This is a genomic window from Rugamonas brunnea, from assembly GCF_014042345.1.
In the GTDB taxonomy this organism is placed as follows: domain Bacteria; phylum Pseudomonadota; class Gammaproteobacteria; order Burkholderiales; family Burkholderiaceae_D; genus Rugamonas; species Rugamonas brunnea.
The window spans coordinates 440,083-456,065 of record NZ_JACEZT010000001.1 but is presented as its reverse complement, the minus strand read 5'-3'; the positions used below and the strand labels follow the sequence as shown (position 1 = coordinate 456,065).

At 66.5% G+C, this 15,983-nt stretch carries 16 protein-coding genes; 12 read left to right on the top strand and 4 right to left on the bottom strand.

Going from position 1 to position 15,983, the window contains the following annotated elements; all coding sequences use genetic code 11:
• The first annotated feature begins 174 nt into the window (after positions 1 to 174).
• The 4 genes from cfa (at position 175) to H3H37_RS02030 (ending at position 6,256) form a co-directional block, all read left to right on the top strand.
• Positions 175 to 1,344, top strand: a complete 1,170-nt coding sequence (gene cfa, locus H3H37_RS02045) for a cyclopropane fatty acyl phospholipid synthase (protein ID WP_182159595.1) — start codon at positions 175 to 177, stop codon at positions 1,342 to 1,344.
• A 119-nt stretch (positions 1,345 to 1,463) separates the two neighbouring features.
• The gene (locus H3H37_RS02040) at positions 1,464 to 2,585 is read left to right on the top strand and encodes an HPP family protein (RefSeq protein ID WP_182159594.1); all 1,122 of its coding nucleotides are present in this window, start codon (positions 1,464 to 1,466) and stop codon (positions 2,583 to 2,585) included.
• A 39-nt stretch (positions 2,586 to 2,624) separates the two neighbouring features.
• Positions 2,625 to 5,051, top strand: coding sequence for a DNA polymerase II (locus H3H37_RS02035; protein WP_220456303.1), 2,427 nt, complete (start codon positions 2,625 to 2,627; stop codon positions 5,049 to 5,051).
• Between the two features lie 95 nt (positions 5,052 to 5,146).
• The gene (locus H3H37_RS02030; RefSeq protein ID WP_182159591.1) at positions 5,147 to 6,256 is read left to right on the top strand and encodes a 6-phosphofructokinase; all 1,110 of its coding nucleotides are present in this window, start codon (positions 5,147 to 5,149) and stop codon (positions 6,254 to 6,256) included.
• Between the two features lie 11 nt (positions 6,257 to 6,267).
• On the opposite strand, the gene H3H37_RS02025 is transcribed toward H3H37_RS02030, so the two are convergent.
• The gene (locus H3H37_RS02025) at positions 6,268 to 6,729 is read right to left on the bottom strand and encodes a GNAT family N-acetyltransferase (RefSeq protein ID WP_182159589.1); all 462 of its coding nucleotides are present in this window, start codon (positions 6,727 to 6,729) and stop codon (positions 6,268 to 6,270) included.
• A gap of 226 nt (positions 6,730 to 6,955) precedes the next feature.
• On the opposite strand from H3H37_RS02025, the gene H3H37_RS02020 reads away from it, so the two are divergent.
• A complete protein-coding gene (locus H3H37_RS02020) occupies positions 6,956 to 7,588 on the top strand; it encodes a flavin reductase family protein (RefSeq protein ID WP_182159586.1) in 633 nt (210 codons plus the stop codon).
• Positions 7,589 to 7,666: 78 nt separating this feature from the next.
• On the opposite strand, the gene H3H37_RS02015 is transcribed toward H3H37_RS02020, so the two are convergent.
• A complete protein-coding gene (locus H3H37_RS02015) occupies positions 7,667 to 8,752 on the bottom strand; it encodes a type II asparaginase (RefSeq protein ID WP_182159583.1) in 1,086 nt (361 codons plus the stop codon).
• A 403-nt stretch (positions 8,753 to 9,155) separates the two neighbouring features.
• On the opposite strand from H3H37_RS02015, the gene H3H37_RS02010 reads away from it, so the two are divergent.
• Positions 9,156 to 9,497, top strand: a complete 342-nt coding sequence (locus H3H37_RS02010) for a hypothetical protein (protein ID WP_182159581.1) — start codon at positions 9,156 to 9,158, stop codon at positions 9,495 to 9,497.
• A gap of 100 nt (positions 9,498 to 9,597) precedes the next feature.
• On the opposite strand, the gene H3H37_RS02005 is transcribed toward H3H37_RS02010, so the two are convergent.
• On the bottom strand, positions 9,598 to 10,185 hold the full coding sequence (locus tag H3H37_RS02005) for a DVUA0089 family protein (protein WP_182159578.1): 588 nt from the start codon (positions 10,183 to 10,185) through the stop codon (positions 9,598 to 9,600).
• A 123-nt stretch (positions 10,186 to 10,308) separates the two neighbouring features.
• Positions 10,309 to 11,403 carry a patatin-like phospholipase family protein gene (locus tag H3H37_RS02000; RefSeq protein WP_229218604.1) on the bottom strand — a complete coding sequence of 365 codons (1,095 nt, stop codon included), beginning with the start codon at positions 11,401 to 11,403 and terminating at the stop codon, positions 10,309 to 10,311.
• A gap of 326 nt (positions 11,404 to 11,729) precedes the next feature.
• Between H3H37_RS02000 and trhA the strand changes: the two genes are divergently transcribed.
• From trhA to H3H37_RS01970, 6 genes are all read left to right on the top strand, one after another.
• Positions 11,730 to 12,347 (top strand): PAQR family membrane homeostasis protein TrhA, encoded by a 618-nt coding sequence (gene trhA / locus H3H37_RS01995; protein WP_182159575.1) that lies wholly within the window; start codon positions 11,730 to 11,732, stop codon positions 12,345 to 12,347.
• A 39-nt stretch (positions 12,348 to 12,386) separates the two neighbouring features.
• Complete coding sequence (locus H3H37_RS01990) at positions 12,387 to 13,268, top strand: LysR family transcriptional regulator (protein WP_182159573.1); 882 nt, start codon at positions 12,387 to 12,389, stop codon at positions 13,266 to 13,268.
• 180 nt (positions 13,269 to 13,448) lie between these two features.
• On the top strand, positions 13,449 to 13,610 hold the full coding sequence (locus tag H3H37_RS01985) for a hypothetical protein (protein ID WP_182159570.1): 162 nt from the start codon (positions 13,449 to 13,451) through the stop codon (positions 13,608 to 13,610).
• Between the two features lie 206 nt (positions 13,611 to 13,816).
• The gene (locus H3H37_RS01980) at positions 13,817 to 14,197 is read left to right on the top strand and encodes a LiaF transmembrane domain-containing protein (protein WP_229218603.1); all 381 of its coding nucleotides are present in this window, start codon (positions 13,817 to 13,819) and stop codon (positions 14,195 to 14,197) included.
• 3 nt (positions 14,198 to 14,200) lie between these two features.
• Positions 14,201 to 14,914, top strand: a complete 714-nt coding sequence (locus tag H3H37_RS01975; protein WP_182159568.1) for a LiaI-LiaF-like domain-containing protein — start codon at positions 14,201 to 14,203, stop codon at positions 14,912 to 14,914.
• Position 14,915: 1 nt separating this feature from the next.
• Positions 14,916 to 15,980 (top strand): sensor histidine kinase, encoded by a 1,065-nt coding sequence (locus H3H37_RS01970; RefSeq protein ID WP_182159566.1) that lies wholly within the window; start codon positions 14,916 to 14,918, stop codon positions 15,978 to 15,980.
• The last annotated feature ends 3 nt before the right edge of the window (positions 15,981 to 15,983 follow it).

The window sequence follows — 15,983 nt, the reverse complement described above, 5'->3', positions numbered from 1 at the left end:
TTTTCATTAGTCAAGAAACCGGTCAGGTGCGACACTGTTTGCTCCTGTTCTGACCGGCTTCACCGTATCAGGACGTAACCGAACATTGCCGGACGGGCCCCCATTTGCCCGCTCGTCGATGTACCGCAGGGCCGGCCGCCAGCACGGGGCCGTGCCCGTCCACATACCAGGCTTATGAATCAGATTTCGTCCTCCGCACTCCGTTCATCCAGTCCCGCTTCCGTCTTCTCCAACTCCCGCTTGTATGACACCGCCGCCAGCCTGCTGGCCACGGCCGGTATCGCGATCAATGGCAATGCCCCGTGGGATATCCAGCTGCGCCAGAATGGCGTGCTGGAGCGCGTATTCGACCAGGGCAACGTCGGGTTGGGGGAAGCCTACATGGATGGCGCGTGGGAGGCGGAGCGGCTGGACGAATTTTTTTGCCGCCTGCTGCGCGCGCGGCTGGACCAGCAGGTCAAACCGGTGCGCCTGCTGGCGCACGCCCTGAGCGCGAAATGGCTCAATCTGCAGACGCGGCGGCGCGCCTGGCAAGTCGGCAAGGTCCACTACGACCTCGGCAACGAGTTCTACGCGGCCATGCTCGATCCGCGCATGACCTATACCTGCGGCTACTGGAAAGGCGCCAAGACCCTGACGGCGGCGCAGGAGGACAAGCTCGACCTCATCTGCCGCAAGCTCGACCTGCGGCCCGGCATGCGGGTGCTCGACATCGGCTGCGGCTGGGGCAGCTTCATGCGCTTCGCGGCCGAGTATTACCAGGTCAGCTGCGTGGGCGTGACCATCTCGCGCGAACAGGCCCAGTGGGGCAGGGAGCACAGCCAGGGCTTGCCCATCGAATACCGGCTGCAGGATTACCGCGAGGTCGATGAGCGTTTCGACCGCATCGTCAGCGTCGGCATGTTCGAGCACGTCGGCCACAAGAACCACCGCACCTACATGGAAGTGGCCCACCGCTGCCTCAAGGCCGATGGCCTGTTCCTGCTCCACACCATCGGCAAGAACGTGCGCGCGTCGGTGCCCGATCCGTGGATCGACAAATACATCTTCCCCAACGGCGCCTTGCCCTCCATCGGGCAGATCGGCGACGCCGTGGACGGCCTGTTCGTGGCCGAGGACTTGCATAACTTCGGCGCCGATTACGACAAGACGCTGATGGCCTGGTGCCGCAATTTCGAGGCGGCCTGGCCGCGCTTCTCGGCCCAGCTGGGCGAGCGCTTCTATCGCATGTGGCGTTACTACCTGCTGTCGTGCGCCGGCGCGTTCCGGGCGCGCGACATCCAGTTGTGGCAATGGGTGTTTTCGCGTGAAGGCGTCACGGGCGGATACCGCCGCCTTGCCTGAACGCCGGCTAGCTCCGCCGCGCAAGTTTCCCCCTCCGTTCGCGCGATGGCGCCTGCCCGCCATCGCTGTTGATAGTCCGTTCGCATAAAGGTTTTGCCGTGTCTCCGGTTCGAAATTGGTTGTTCAGTCTCACCCCCGCCGCCATCCACCTCAACAACAAGGAAAGGCTGCGCAGCTGCCTCGGCGCGCTGATCGGCATCGCCCTGACGGCTGGCCTGACCCGGCTGGCCGTGGGCGCCAACAGCAGCCTGCCCTTGCTGCTGGCGCCCATGGGCGCGTCGGCCGTGCTGCTGTTCGCGGTGCCGGCCAGCCCGCTGTCCCAGCCCTGGTCCATCATCGGCGGCAACCTGGTCTCGGCCCTGGTGGGCGTGGCCTGCGTGCGCGCGGTCGGCGATTCCATGGTGGCGGCCACGATGGCCGTGCCGCTGGCCATCGCCGCCATGTTCTACCTGCGCTGCGTGCATCCGCCATCGGGCGCCGTCGCGCTCACGGCCGTGCTGGGCGGCACCACCGTCCACGGCCTGGGGTACGGCTTCGTGCTGGCGCCGGTCGGCCTCAATTCTGTGGCCCTGCTGGCCAGCGCCCTCGTGTATCACCGCCTGACGGGCCACCGCTATCCGCACCGCGCCGCCAGTGGTGCGGCGCAGGTGACGGAACGCCGCACCGGCTTCACCCGGGCCGACCTGGAGGAAGCCCTGGCCCAGCATGGCGAAATGCTCGATGTGGAAGCCGAGGACTTGCAGACGCTGTTCAACGAAGTGGAGATCCGCGCCTACCGCCGCCACATGGAGAACCTGTTCTGTGCCGACGTGATGACGACCGCGGCGCGCACGGTGCGTCCGGAGACGACGGCCGACGCGGCCTGGAACCTGCTGCGCGAACACCAGATCAAGGCGCTGCCTGTCATCGACGACGAGCAGCGCGTGATCGGCATCGTCACCCAGACGGATTTCGTGGTCCATGCGCATGCCCATGCCCATGCCCAGGTCAGCGCCGGGCTGCCGGGCACGGTGCGCCTGCGACCGCGCGTGCTGGTGCGCGACATCATGAGCGGCGAAGTCAAGACGGCCCACCTGCTGCAGCCGATTTCTGAACTGGTGCCCATGTTCGCCAGTTACGGCCACCACCACCTGCCCGTGGTCGATACGGCCAACCGGCTGCGCGGCATGGTCACCCAGGCCAACCTGGTGGCCGGCCTGTACCAGAAATCGCTGGACCAGATGATCGCCCGCGCCGCCTAGCGGGAAGAATCCTTTGCCGCCGGGCTGGTACAGTGTAGGATGCCGCGCGGCGGTGTTCTGAGTCTGGAAAAGGGTAGGCAGGTGGTGCAAGAAGAGCAGGGGTTTGTGTTGACCCGGCACTGGCGCGATACGGCGGCCGGGACCGAGGTCGAATTCTGGCTGGCGACCGACGGTGGCCCGCGCCGGTTGCGCCTGCCCGTGCAGCGTGCGGTGGCGTTCGTGCCGGCCGAACAGCGTGCCCAGGCCGAACTGCTGCTGCAGGCCGAACGCGGTTGCGAACTGCGCGAACTGTCGCTGACCGATTTCCACAGCCGTCCCGTGCTGGGCCTTTACTGCCGCCAGTATCGCCAGTTGCTCAAGGTGGAAAAGCGGCTGCGCGCGCACGGCGTGGACGTGTATGAGGCCGATATCCGCCCGCCGGAGCGCTATCTGATGGAGCGCTTCATCACGGCGCCGGTGGCGTTCAGCGGCCAGCCGGGGCCCGACGCCACCGGCCCGCTGCTGGACTGCGTATTGAAGCCGGCGCCCGGCTACCGTCCCGCGCTGCGCATGGTGTCGCTCGACATCGAAACGACCTCGCGCGGCGACCTGTATTCGATCGCGCTGGAAGGCTGCGGCCAGCGCCAGGTCTACATGCTGGGACCACCGAATGGCGACAATACGGTGCCTGCGCATTTGCCTGCGTTCGCGCTCGACTACTGCGACAGCCGCGCCCAGATGCTGGAACGCCTGAACCACTGGGTGGCCACGCATGATCCGGATGCCATCATCGGCTGGAACCTGGTGCAGTTCGACTTGCGCGTGCTGCGCGAGCACGCCGAGCGCCTGCAAGTGCCGTTGCTGCTGGGACGCGACGGCAGCGCCATGGAGTGGCGCGAGCATGGCGGCGGGCAGCAGCATTATTTCGCGGCGGCGGCCGGGCGCCTCATCATCGACGGCATCGAAGCGCTCAAGTCGGCCACCTGGAGTTTCCCGTCCTTCAGCCTCGAATACGTGGCGCAGACGCTGCTCGGCGAGGGCAAGGATATCGACAGTCCCTACCAGCGCATGGCGGAGATCGAGCGCCGCTTCGCCGAGGACAAGCCGGCGCTGGCCCGCTACAACCTGCATGACTGCGAACTGGTCACGCGCATCTTCGCCCACACCGAGCTGCTCACCTTCCTGCTGGAGCGGGCCAGCGTGACGGGGCTGGCGGCCGACCGCAGCGGCGGCTCCGTGGCCGCCTTCGAGCACCTGTACCTGCCCATGATGCACCGCCAGGGCTATGTGGCGCCCAACCTGGGCGACGTGGTGGGCGAGAACAGCCCCGGTGGCTACGTCATGGATTCGCGCTCCGGCTTGTACGATTCCGTGCTGGTGCTCGACTACAAAAGCCTGTACCCGTCCATCATCCGCACCTTCCTGATTGATCCGGTGGGTCTGGTGGAGGGCTTGCGCGCGACGCGGGAGGCCGACACCGTGCCCGGATTCCGCGGCGCCCGTTTCTCGCGCGAGCGCCACTGCCTGCCCGCCATCGTCAGCCAGATCTGGCAGGGCAGGGAGGCGGCCAAGCGCGAGCACAACAAGCCCTTGTCGCAGGCGCTCAAGATCATCATGAACGCCTTCTACGGCGTGCTCGGTTCCAGCGGCTGCCGCTTTTTCGATCCGCGCCTGGCCTCGTCGATCACCTTGCGCGGCCAGGAGATCATGCACCGCACGCGCGAACTGATCGAGGCGCAGGGCTACCAGGTCATCTACGGCGACACGGATTCCACCTTCGTCTGGCTGGGCAGGGCGCACGACGACGCGCGCGCGGGCGAGATCGGGCGCGCCCTCGTTGGCCACGTCAACCAGTGGTGGGCCGCGCACTTGCGCGAAGCATTCGGCCTGACCAGCGCGCTGGAGCTGCAGTACGAAACCCATTACCGGCGCTTCCTCATGCCCACCATCCGTGGTTCCGACCTGGGCAGCAAGAAGCGCTATGCGGGCCTGGTGACGGGCGCCGGCGGCGAAGACCGTATGATCTACAAGGGCCTGGAGACGGTGCGCACGGACTGGACGCCGCTGGCGCAGCAATTCCAGCAGGGCCTGTACGAGCGTATCTTCAAGGGCCAGCCCTACCGCGACTACGTGCGCGACTATGCGCGCCGCACCGTCAGCGGCGAGTATGACCACCTGCTGGTGTACCGCAAGCGCTTGCGCCGCCCGCTGGAGGACTACGAGCGCAACGTGCCGCCCCATGTGCGGGCCGCCCGCAGCGCCGACGACTACAACCGCCAGCACGGCCGCCCGCTGCAATACCAGCGCGGCGGCTGGATCCGTTACGTGATGACGGTGGCCGGGCCCGAACCGCTGGAAGCGCGGCGCGCCGCCATCGATTACGAGCACTACCTGGCGCGCCAGCTGGAACCGGTGGCCGATGCCATCCTGCCTTTCCTCGACGACGACTTCAGCGCGCTGACCAGCCGCCAGCAAACCTTGTTCTGAGGCGGCGTGGTTGACGCGGCGCGGACCGGCGCGGATACTGCCAGACATCCGCGTCCGCCGTGGGCGCGCCTTTCCACCGCCAGCAGGAGAACACCATGCCATCACCGATACGCCGCATCGCCATCAACACGGGCGGCGGCGACGCGCCCGGCCTGAACGCCGTGATCCGCGCCACGGTGCTGGCGGCGCTGGAGCGGGGCTGGGAATGCGTGGGCATCCGCGATGGCTACAACGGCGTCTTGTGCCCGGAGCGCTATCCCAACGGCGGCGTGCTGCGCCTGACGGCCGAGCATGTGCGCGGCATCGCCCACCTGGGCGGCACCATGCTGGGCACCACCAACCGTGGCAATCCCTTGAGTTTCCCCACCGCGCAGCCCGACGGTTCGGTGCGCGAAGTGGACCGCAGCGACGAGCTGCTGGCCTGGTTCGCGCGCGAGGGCATCGACGCGCTGGTGGCCGTGGGCGGCGACGGCTCGCTCACCATCGCCGATGCGCTGGCGCGCAAGGGCTTGCGCGTGGTGGGCGTGCCCAAGACCATCGACAATGACCTGGACCAGACCACCACCACGTTCGGCTTCGACACCGCCGTCGCCTTCGCCACGGAATGCGTGGACCGGCTGCACAGCACGGCCGAAAGCCACCAGCGCGTAATGGTGGTGGAGGTGATGGGGCGTTACGCGGGCTGGATCGCGCTGCATACGGGCATCGCCGGCGGCGCCCACGCCATCCTGCTGCCCGAGATACCGTACGACCTGGAGCGGGTGGCCGAAGCCATCACGGCGCGCGAACGGGCCGGCCACAGTTATTCGATCGTGGTCGTCGCTGAGGGCGCGCAGGCGGCCGGCGGCGCGCGGGACGTACTGGCGCCCGCCGTGGCGGGGCACGCGGAGCGTTTGGGCGGCGCGGGCGAACACGTGGCGCGCGAACTGCAGGCGCGCACCGGCAAGGATGCGCGCGCCGTCGTGCTCGGACATTTGCTGCGTGGCGGCAGCCCCAGCGCGTTCGACCGGCTGGCGGCGCTGCGTTTCGGCGCGGCCGCCGTGCGCGCGCTCGACGCGGGGCAGTCCGGCGTGATGGTGTCGCTCGCTTATCCCAACATGGAATATGTGGCGCTGGCCAAGGTGGCTGGCCGCATGAAGGGCGTGCCGCTCGACGGCGACACGGTGCGCACCGCGCGCGACCTGGGCATCTGCCTGGGCGACTGAACGCCCGGCGCTCAGGGCCGCGCGTGCCCGGCGGGCGCCGTGAACAGCTTGCGCTGGAAGGGGTTGAGATCTTTTTTCAGGAAGCCCGGCGCGCGCGCATCGGGCGCGAACAGCAGGGCGGTGTAAAAGGGCTCGGTGTCGGGTGCCGCTTGCAGCAGCAGGCGCCGTATGCCCTGGCCGACGCAATATTGTTCGATGTGCTGCAGGAACCAGCGGCCCACACCCTGGCCCCGGTGTTTGCTGGCGACGATCAAGTCCGCCAGGTAACAGAATTCCGGTGGCGCCAGTTCCAGCCTGGCGATGGCGATCGTTGCCTTGCCGCTCTCCACACTTACCCATTGCACCCGGCCCATGGGATGAGGCTGGGCTTGGTCGGCCCGGTTGGCCGCGGGCCAGCCGGCGTCGCGGCGCATGGCATGCAGCAGTTTGGTGGGCGGTTTGGCGAGGGGACGGAAGGACAGCGCGAGCGACATGGAGGTGGCCATTGAGCGAGGAGAAGGCGGGCCGCCGCGCACCGTGCGCGGATGGCCCTCGGTTCGCTTAGCCTAGGCTGCGCACAATTGCTTGGCAATCACATATTTGTATAAATTGTTTCCTGCTGCGCCAGTGCCGGGCCAGCCACCGCGTCGGGCCCGGATCGGGGCGCGCTGATGTGCGAAAATACGACAGTTGGGCCTACGCCTGCTTACGCGATTACCGATGACGTCTCCGGACCCCATGCATTTCTACCAGCCTGCGCACGGCCACGGCCTGCCGCATGACCCGTTCAACGCCATTGTCGGGCCGCGGCCCATCGGCTGGATCGCCAGTTGCAGCGCGGACGGGCAGCGCAATCTGGCGCCCTACAGTTTTTTCAACGCCTTCAATTACACCCCGCCCATCATTGGTTTCGCCAGCATTGGCCGCAAGGACACGCTGCGCAATATCGAGCAGACCGGGGAATTCGTGTGGAATTTGGCCACGCGCCCGCTGGCCGAGGCCATGAACGCCAGTTGCGCGCCGGCGCCGGCGGAAGTGGATGAATTCGAACTGGCGGGCCTGACGCCGGCCCCGTCGCGGCTGGTGCAAGTGCCGCGTGTGGCGCAAAGCCCGGTGGCGTTCGAATGCCGCAGGACGCAGATCATCCAGTTGCAGGGGGCCGATGGCGGCGCGGTGCCGACCTGGCTGGTGCTGGGGGAAGTGGTGGGCGTGCATATCGCGCGCCACCTGCTGGTCGACGGTGTCTACGATACCGCCGCCGCGCGGCCCATCCTGCGCGGCGGCGGTCCCGCCGATTACTTTGAAATTGGCGCCGATGCCTTGTTCCGCATGACGCGTCCGGCCTGGCCTTGATGCCGGGTTGCCGTGCTAGCTTGACGCCTTGAAGACTTGATGCGGCCGGGGCGCCGTGGCGCAGCGCCCCGGTTGCGATCAGTAGGTGTAGAAGATGCGCTGGATTTCCTTGCTGTCGCTGGTGCGGGTCAGGGCCAGCATCAGCAGGATGCGCGCTTTTTGCGGGTTCAGCGTGTCAGCGGCCACGAAGTCCAGTTCATCGTCGTTGGCTTCGCCGTTGCGGGCCACGATGCCCTGGCCCACGCGGCTGGCGCGCACGATCAGCACACCCTGCTTGCGGGCCGCCACCAGTGCTGGCTTGACCTTGTTGGCCAGGCTGCCGTCACCCACGCCGGCGTGGATGATGCCCTTGGCGCCGCCGGCCACGAAGGCGTTCAGCGCGGCAGGACCCATGTTGGCGTAGCCGTACACGATGTCCACTTGCGGCAGGCTTTGCAGCTTGCTGATGTCGAATTCCGTATCGGCCGTGTGCTTGCGCATGGCGCGGTGGTAGAAGTAGGGGTGGTTGCCCTGGATGTAGCCCAGCATGCCCAGTTCCGTCGTCTTGAACGTATCGGGCGTGGAGGTGTTGGTCTTGCTGACGTCGCGCGCGGCGTGGATCTGGTCATTCATGGCCACCAGCACGCCCTGGCCCACGGCTTCGTGGCTGGCTGCCAGCAGCACGGCGTTGTACAGGTTGATGGGGCCGTCGGCCGACAGGGCCGTGCTGGGGCGCATGGCGCCCACCAGCACCACCGGCTTGTGGCTCTTGACCACCAGGTCGAGGAAGTAAGCCGTTTCTTCCAGCGTGTCGGTGCCGTGGGTGATGACGATGCCATCCACGTCCGGACGCGCCAGCAGTTCGTTGACGCGCTTGCCCAGCGTGAGCCAGTACTCATTGTTCATGTTTTCGCTGGCGATCTGGAACACTTGCTCGCCCGTCACGTGGGCCACCTTGTTCAGTTCCGGTACTGCCTGGATCAGGCTGTTGACGCCCACCGTGGCGGCCGTGTAGCCGATGGTGGTGGTGCTGGTGCTGCCCGAACCGGCGATGGTGCCGCCGGTGGCGAGGATGGTCACATTGGCCAGGTGCGGGGCGGCGGTGTCGGCGTGCGCATTGCCGGCCAACAGGGCGACAAAGGCAAAGACGACAGTAAAGAAGGGCACAGGTTTGCGATACAGCATTCGATCTCCGTTGTAGTTGGTGGTCACTGTCACATTGTGGGAAGCGATTTCATTCGTGTCAACAACGCGCGTCGCTGGCGCGTTATGGACAGGTTGGGGAACCGCCGTCACCATGTTTTAGCTTGCGGCCGGTGGCATGGCGCCCCGGACCGGTTGTCTACTTAGCAAACCGCGTGCCCGTTATGGGCAGGATGGCAAGTCCTTGTAACTAAACGGTTTTATCGCGTGGCGGGCGTTCGGTGCCGGCGAAGTTGTCCAACTTTCCGGACGCAGCCCCAGATCCGCTTCTGAATTATTGGATGCCGGTGGTGGGGATTTCATTTTGATAATGAATTCAGGCAGGCGAGGCGGTTTTGACCGATAATAGCGGGAAGCTATGCGAAACACATCAGGATTGAAGATTATGAAAAAGTTATCGGCCGTGTGGCTGGCCGTGGTCGTGTGCGCGAGCCTGGCCGCTTGCGGCAAGTCCGAAGCGCAACGTCAGCAGGAATCGGCGGCGACGATGACCAGTCTCGGTGAAAAATACGTGAAGGAAAAGATACTGGAGCCGTCCTCGGCCCAGTTCCGCAACCAGTTCATCGGCAAGAAAGGCGCGCCGTGCGGGGAAGTGAACGCCAAGGATGCGTTTGGCGCCTACATCGGTTTCCAGCGCTACATTTCCGTCGCCCGCGACCTGACCTTGCTGGCCCAGGACGTGGCGCCAGCCGAATTCGAGGCATCGTGGTCGCAGCTGTGCCGCTAAGCGGCCAGTAAAAGACAAAGACGGGGTCAGGTCATGGCATCGCGCAACTTGCGCGATGGCATGACCTGACCCCGTCTTTTTTGTGCCAACAGGGCGGGAATCAGGCCTTGTTCTTGCGGCGGGCGACGGCGGCCAGCAGGCCCAGGCCGGCCACCAGCATGGCGTAGCTTTCCGGTTCCGGGACGGGCGGCGGGGTGGCGCCGTCCACACCGCTCAGGTGCACGCTCCAGTTCGGACCCATGCCGCGGTGGCTGGCCGGCTGGTCCCAGTTGGCCAGGGGAATGGCGTCGTCGTGATCGAAGCGGAAGCCCTGGCTCAGCAGCAAGCCGTTGGAGAAGTTGTTGTAGGCGGCGATGGTAAACAGGTAGTTGCCGGCCGTAAGCGAGTGGAAGGTCAGGCCGGAATCGTAACGGGTCTGGCCGGGGGCGATGGTGGGGTCGTCATCGTTCTGGCCTACGCGCAGGCCATCTTTCCACACCGCCGTGATCGGGTCGAAATTGACGCCGTTCAGGTAGGAATCGGTCCAGACCTTGACGTCGGTGGCATCCTGGTTCAGCGTGAAGGGAATCTGAATCACGTCCTTCTGATAGCGGATGGTGCCGCTGAAGTTGAAATCGGCGGCGTGGCTGGGGGCGGCGGCGACGGCGGCCAGCAGGGCGCTACCCAGCAGCAGGTTGAATTTGCGCATGTTATATCCCTAAAATTAAATTAAAAACAATGTCAAAAAGACAGCAAATTATTCCAGAAAATGGTGGATTTGTCATGTCTTTTTGCTATTGTTGCTTGCGTCCTGCAAGACAGGGACATGGGCTCAGGCGCGGCGCGGCGGTTCGGTATGGCGGCTGCTGCGGCGGAAGGCGGGCAGGGCGCCCGGCGGCCGGTGATAGGCTTCCATGGCCCGCTCGTAGCCATACTGCCACTGGTCATTCATGTGCTGGACGAAGGTGGCATAATCGCGCGGCATGACCAGCCGGATGCGGTTGCGGCGCCAGTCCAGCTGCTTTTGCATCTGCTGGCGCGCCAGCACGCGCGACACGTCCGACGCGTCGATCCGCACGTCGGCCGGATGGCTGTTGGCGTAGCGCAGACGTTCGTTGCCGTCCAGTCCCAGCACGGCGCGCCAGGCGGGAATGGCGAAAGCCTGGTCGAACGCTTCCTTGTACTCGATGGCCACATGGCCGGCCAGGCGGCGCGCGATCTCGATCGGGAACAGGTCCAGCACGCCGCCGATGTAGTCATGGCCGGCGTAGTGCTGGCAGCGGAAGTAGACCATGTCGGCGATCGACAGCCGGGCCGCCTCGGTCAGCGGCACGCTGCTGTCGGTCTGCAGCGTGTCGGCCACGGCGTGTTCGCCCCAGCGCGGATCGCTCAGGGGCGAGTCCATGCCGGCCAGCAGGGCGGCCGCGCGCGGGCCGCAGAACACGGTCTCGGCAAACAGCTTGCGCTGGCCGCGCGGCTGGCCCACGTCGCCGGGGCCGAACAGCAGGCGGCCGCCGATGATGGCCACGTCCACCTCGGGCGTGCCGGTGACGGCCGGGAACGGCAGCGCCGGCGGGATCTCGAACAGGTAGTCGCGGAACAGGTCGGGAATGACGGGCGCCCGGGCCGGCGACAGCTTGCGCCTGGCCGCGCCCAGCAGCGTACCCACCATGCCCGCGTGCTGGGCCGAGCGGAGCTCGCACCAGAAGCGGTACATGGCGCGCGAGGTCAGCCAGGCGCGCCGCGCGGCGTCGTCGGGCAGCTGGTGGATGATGGTGGCGGCGATCGAGCCGCCGCAGCTGGCCAGCAGCAGGTCGGGCGGGCAGCCGGCCTGGCGCGCGGCCGCGTACATGCCAAGGTAGATGCCGAAGCGGAAACCGCCGCCGGCCATCACCATGCAGCGCTGATAGGGAGTGGCTTGCGTCATGGGGGCACCATACCACACCGCCGCCCTGTCGCAGGCTGCGCGCCCCGTCCGGCACTAGTGGGTGTGCTCCAATGTGCGGCCCAACTAGTTAAAAATTCAATAATTTTTGCGCATTATCGATAAAATTGTAACATTTCTTTTCGCCAACTATACGCTGTGCTAACATTGCGTTTTTACCAATGTTCGTCTGGTGCAGCGGCGGCTAGTGGAGGCCTACTAAAGCGGGCTTCAGCCTACGCCAAGTCAAGACGGGCCGACGGGCCGGGGGCTAGAATGCGGGATGTCGCCGCACGCTTTGCGGTCCCCGGCCCGCATCGGAACCAGTCATGTACTACGGAGAACGCTTCAACAGCATCACCCATACCGTGGGGGCCGCGCTGGCCGCCGTGGGCGGGGCGCTGCTGATCACCATGGCGGTGCGCAGCGGCGATCCCTGGAAGGTGGTCAGCTTCAGCGTCTACGTGGCTTCGCTGGTGACGCTGTACCTGGCCTCGACCTTGTACCACAGCGTGCGCGGTCCGGCCAAGCAGTGGCTGCGGCGGCTCGACTACTGCGCCATCTACCTGCTGATCGCGGGCAGCTACACGCCGTTCACGCTGGTGAGCTTGCGCGGACCGTGGGGCTGGTGGCTGTTCGGCGCGGTGTGGGCGCTGGCGGCGATCGGCATCGTGCAGGAGCTGTGGTATGCGCGCGGGGCGCGCGTGCTGTCGCTGCTGATCTACGTGTTGATGGGCTGGCTGAGCCTGGTCGGCGTGCGGCCGCTGATCGCGGCGCTGGGCTGGAACGGTTTCCTGTGGCTGGCCGCCGGCGGCCTGCTGTACACGGGCGGCATTGGATTTTACGCCACCGATCACAAGCTGCGCCATGGGCACGGCGTCTGGCACCTGTTCGTCCTTGGCGGCAGCATGTGTCATTTCGGCGCCGTGCTGCTGTATGTGGCGTGACGGTGGTTTGTTTCAATGACCTCACCACGCGGGACTATTTTGGATATCCATTCCGACGATTTGAAAACCTTCGTCGCCGTGATCGACAGCGGCACCCTGAGCGCCGCCTCGGTCCACCTGGGGCAGACCACCTCGGGCGTCAGCCGCGCGCTGTCGCGCCTCGAAGATAAACTGGCCACCTCGCTGCTCACGCGCACCACGCGCCGCATGGAGCTGACGGAGGAAGGCCAACTGTTCCTGCACAAGGCACGCAACATCCTGGCCGCGATGGAGGAGGCGGAAGAAGCGATCCGCATCCGCCAGCAAAAGCCGGCCGGCCGCCTGTGCGTGGACGCCGCCTCGCCGTTCATGCTCCATTGCGTGGTGCCGCACGTGGCGGCGTTTCGCGCCATGTACCCGGAGATCCGGCTGCAATTGAGCAGCAACGACCAGATCGACGACGTGATCGAGCAGCGCACCGACATCGCCATCCGCGTCGGCGCCGTGACGGACACGACGCTGCATGCCCATGCGCTCGGCTCCAGTCCGCTGTTCCTGCTGGCCAGCCCGGCCTACCTGAACGCGCACGGCATTCCCGCCTCGCCCGAGGATCTGGCCGGCCACGTCTTGCTGGGCTACGCGCATGACGAGGCGGGCAACCACTGGCCGCTGCGCCACGCTGGCGGCAACAGCCTGGACATCACGCCCACCCTGACGGCCACCAGCGGCGAGACCTTGCGCCAGCTGGCGCTGGCTGGACAGGGCATCGCCTGCCTGGCCGAGTTCATGACCCGCGCCGACATCGAGGCCGGCCGCCTGGTCAAGGTGCTGGTGGGCAGCTACACGGGCTACCGCCAGCAGATCCACGCCGTCTACTACCGCAACACCCAACTGTCGCAGCGCATCCGCTGCTTCCTCGACTTCCTGCAGCAGAAGCTGTGATGGCGGCGTGCCGCCACGCGACCATGGTATGTGCGTGAACGTACAGTGTGCGCGGGCGGCGCGGGCATATGATGGATTGCCTGGTGGGGCGATACCGACAAGGATCCAGCACCACCGGCGGGTTGGCCGGGCGCCCCGAGTCCCCGGCACCAACAACAACGCCACCAATGCGAGGGCATCATGGCCCAATCCAATCATCCATCCAAATACCTCGTGCGCGCTTATCTTGAGCGCCGTTCGCGTGACGCCAAGCCGCCGCCATCGCCGCACGAAATCCGCCGCCAGCTTGGCTGGGGCCTGCGCCTGTGCGGCTGGCCATACGGGAGCGCCAGCCGGTCCTGACGCGGCGCCCGCCGCCACCGGCTCCCTGTTTTTACCGCGCACCGACTGCGCATCCGCCGCCCACTCCGCGGCCATCGTTCCTTTCCCACCGCTCCGCCACGCCGCCTGCACCATTCACCGGCCACTGCCGGCCATTGGCCGAATAGTGGTTTCGCGGTGGCGCGATCGCGCGTATCGTTACGCTCATTGATACATCAGGAGCGTATATGAAGCACTTCATGGAACAGGACGGCGCGCGCCGCATGCGCAAGCAGCTGCTGGTGGGCGTCATGCTGATCGTGGCCGGCACCGTGGTGCTGCTGGATCGCGTGAACCTGCTCGATCTCGACCTCGACCTGGCGAGCATCTGGCACTACTGGCCGTGGCTGCTGGTGGTCCTGGGCATCAACAACATGCTGCCGCCCACCTCGCCGCGCTACTTTTTGAATGGCTTGTGGAAGGTGTTCTTCGCCGGCTGGTGGTATGTCTCGTACGAGCACGTGTGGGGGCTGGATTTCAGCCAGACCTGGCCGGCCCTGCTGGTGGCCTGGGGCACGGGCATGGTGCTGCAGCCGACCTTGACCAATTACTTCGTCCAGGGGGAGTAGGCCATGCGCCCGCATCGTCATCCCCACGCGGGGTCGCAGATCGTCTTCGGCCTGTTCGTGATCGCCCTTGGGCTGCTGTTCCTGCTCGATAACCTGGGCCTGTTCGACTTCCGTTTTTCCCTGCATTTGCTGCCGATGCTGCTGGTGCTGTTCGGCGTGATGAAGATCGTGCAAAGCCGCTCCACGCAAGGGCTGGTGGTGGGCGGGGCCCTGGTGGCGGCCGGTGTGTTGCTGACCTTGCGCAGCATGGGCCTGCTCGACCTGAGCTGGCGCATGGTGTGGCCCGTGCTGATGATCGGTGCCGGCGTGAGTGTGGTGTTGCGCTCGGTGGGCGGACGGCGTCACACCATGCTGGCCGAAGATGGCGGGCTGCCGCCCACGCCCGGCGACGATGCCGTGATCAACCTGACGGCCATCATGGGCGGTTATAAGCGCCGCCTCGCCAGTCCCGGATTCCGGGGCGGCGAAGTGACGGTGGTGATGGGCGGCTGCGAGCTGGACCTGCGCCAGTGCGGCCTGCAAGGTGACGCCGAGCTGAATGTGTTCGCGCTGTTCGGTGGGATCCAGATCCAGGTACCGCCCGACTGGACGGTGCTGATGTACGGCACGCCGGTGCTGGGCGGCTTCGAGGAACGCACCACGGTGCCGCCGGATACGGGCAAGCGCCTGATCGTCAAGGGCTACGCCATCATGGGTGGCGTGGAAGTGCGCAACTGACATGCCGGGCCTGTTCGCCAGCCGGCGCGGCGCGCTGGTCTACCTGGCCCTGTGGCTGACGCTGGGGCTGATGCTGGGCGGCGTGATCGCGCTGGCGGACGCCGCGCCGCTGCCCAACGCGCTGCTGTTCGCCGTGCCGCTGAACCTGATGTATGCCTTCGTGGCCGGCTTTTCCGCGTACTACCTGTGCCGTGCCTACCCGCTGGGACGCGCGCCGTTGCCGCTGTTGTGCGTCCTGGCGGTGGCGGCGGCCGTGGCCGGCCTGCTGTGGCTGGGGCTGGCGCAGTTGTGGAACGCCTTGTGCCTGCTGCCCGCCATGTCCTGGGCCGGCATCGTCATCGGGCCGCAACTGGCGGCGCTGGTCGCGGCGCTGGGCATGCTGCTGTATGGCCTGGCGACGGCGATCCACTACCTGGTGATCGAATTCGTGCGCGCGCAGACGGCCGAGCAGGGCGCCCTGGCCGCGCGGCTGGCGGCGCAGGAGGCCGAGCTGCGCATGCTGCGCACCCAGATCGATCCGCACTTCCTGTTCAACAGCCTCAATTCCATCAGCGCCCTCAGTACGCAAGACCCGCCGGCCGCGCGCAGCATGACGCTGGAACTGGCCAGCTTCTTTCGCCACAGCCTGGGCATGGACGCGCAGCGCAAGGTGGCGCTGGAGCGGGAGCTGGCGCTGGTGCGGCATTTCCTGGCGATCGAGCGCCAGCGTTTCGGCGCGCGCCTGGCCGTGCGCGAGGACATTGCGCCGGATGCAGCCTGCTGCCTGGTGCCGCCCATGATCGTGCAGCCGTTGGTGGAAAACGCCGTCAAGCACGGCATCGGCCAGTTGCCCGAAGGGGGCGTGATCATGCTGACGGCACGGCGGGCCGGCTCGCTGCTGCGGATACGGGTCGAGAATGATGTCGATGCCAGCCTGCCAGCCGCGCGTGGCAATGGCGTCGGCCTGGCCAATGTGCGACAGCGGCTGGCGGGCTTGTATGGGCACGAGGCCAGCATCCACTGGTCGCGCCGGGACGACAGGTTTGGCGTGGAGCTGTCCATGCCGGCCGAGACGAGCGGAGACTGAACG

Excerpts from the sequence above, each read along its gene's own strand:
- H3H37_RS02030 (WP_182159591.1), top strand. The coding sequence starts at position 5,147 with ATGCCATCACCGATACGCCGCATCGCCATCAACACGGGCGGCGGCGAC.
- H3H37_RS01975 (WP_182159568.1), top strand. The coding sequence starts at position 14,201 with ATGCGCCCGCATCGTCATCCCCACGCGGGGTCGCAGATCGTCTTCGGC.
- trhA (WP_182159575.1), top strand. The coding sequence starts at position 11,730 with ATGTACTACGGAGAACGCTTCAACAGCATCACCCATACCGTGGGGGCC.
- H3H37_RS01980 (WP_229218603.1), top strand. The coding sequence starts at position 13,817 with ATGAAGCACTTCATGGAACAGGACGGCGCGCGCCGCATGCGCAAGCAG.
- H3H37_RS01985 (WP_182159570.1), top strand. The coding sequence starts at position 13,449 with ATGGCCCAATCCAATCATCCATCCAAATACCTCGTGCGCGCTTATCTT.
- H3H37_RS02010 (WP_182159581.1), top strand. The coding sequence starts at position 9,156 with ATGAAAAAGTTATCGGCCGTGTGGCTGGCCGTGGTCGTGTGCGCGAGC.
- H3H37_RS02035 (WP_220456303.1), top strand. The coding sequence starts at position 2,625 with ATGCCGCGCGGCGGTGTTCTGAGTCTGGAAAAGGGTAGGCAGGTGGTG.
- H3H37_RS02000 (WP_229218604.1), bottom strand. The coding sequence starts at position 11,403 with ATGACGCAAGCCACTCCCTATCAGCGCTGCATGGTGATGGCCGGCGGC.
- H3H37_RS02005 (WP_182159578.1), bottom strand. The coding sequence starts at position 10,185 with ATGCGCAAATTCAACCTGCTGCTGGGTAGCGCCCTGCTGGCCGCCGTC.
- H3H37_RS02015 (WP_182159583.1), bottom strand. The coding sequence starts at position 8,752 with ATGCTGTATCGCAAACCTGTGCCCTTCTTTACTGTCGTCTTTGCCTTT.
- H3H37_RS02020 (WP_182159586.1), top strand. The coding sequence starts at position 6,956 with ATGACGTCTCCGGACCCCATGCATTTCTACCAGCCTGCGCACGGCCAC.
- H3H37_RS02025 (WP_182159589.1), bottom strand. The coding sequence starts at position 6,729 with ATGTCGCTCGCGCTGTCCTTCCGTCCCCTCGCCAAACCGCCCACCAAA.
- cfa (WP_182159595.1), top strand. The coding sequence starts at position 175 with ATGAATCAGATTTCGTCCTCCGCACTCCGTTCATCCAGTCCCGCTTCC.
- H3H37_RS01970 (WP_182159566.1), top strand. The coding sequence starts at position 14,916 with ATGCCGGGCCTGTTCGCCAGCCGGCGCGGCGCGCTGGTCTACCTGGCC.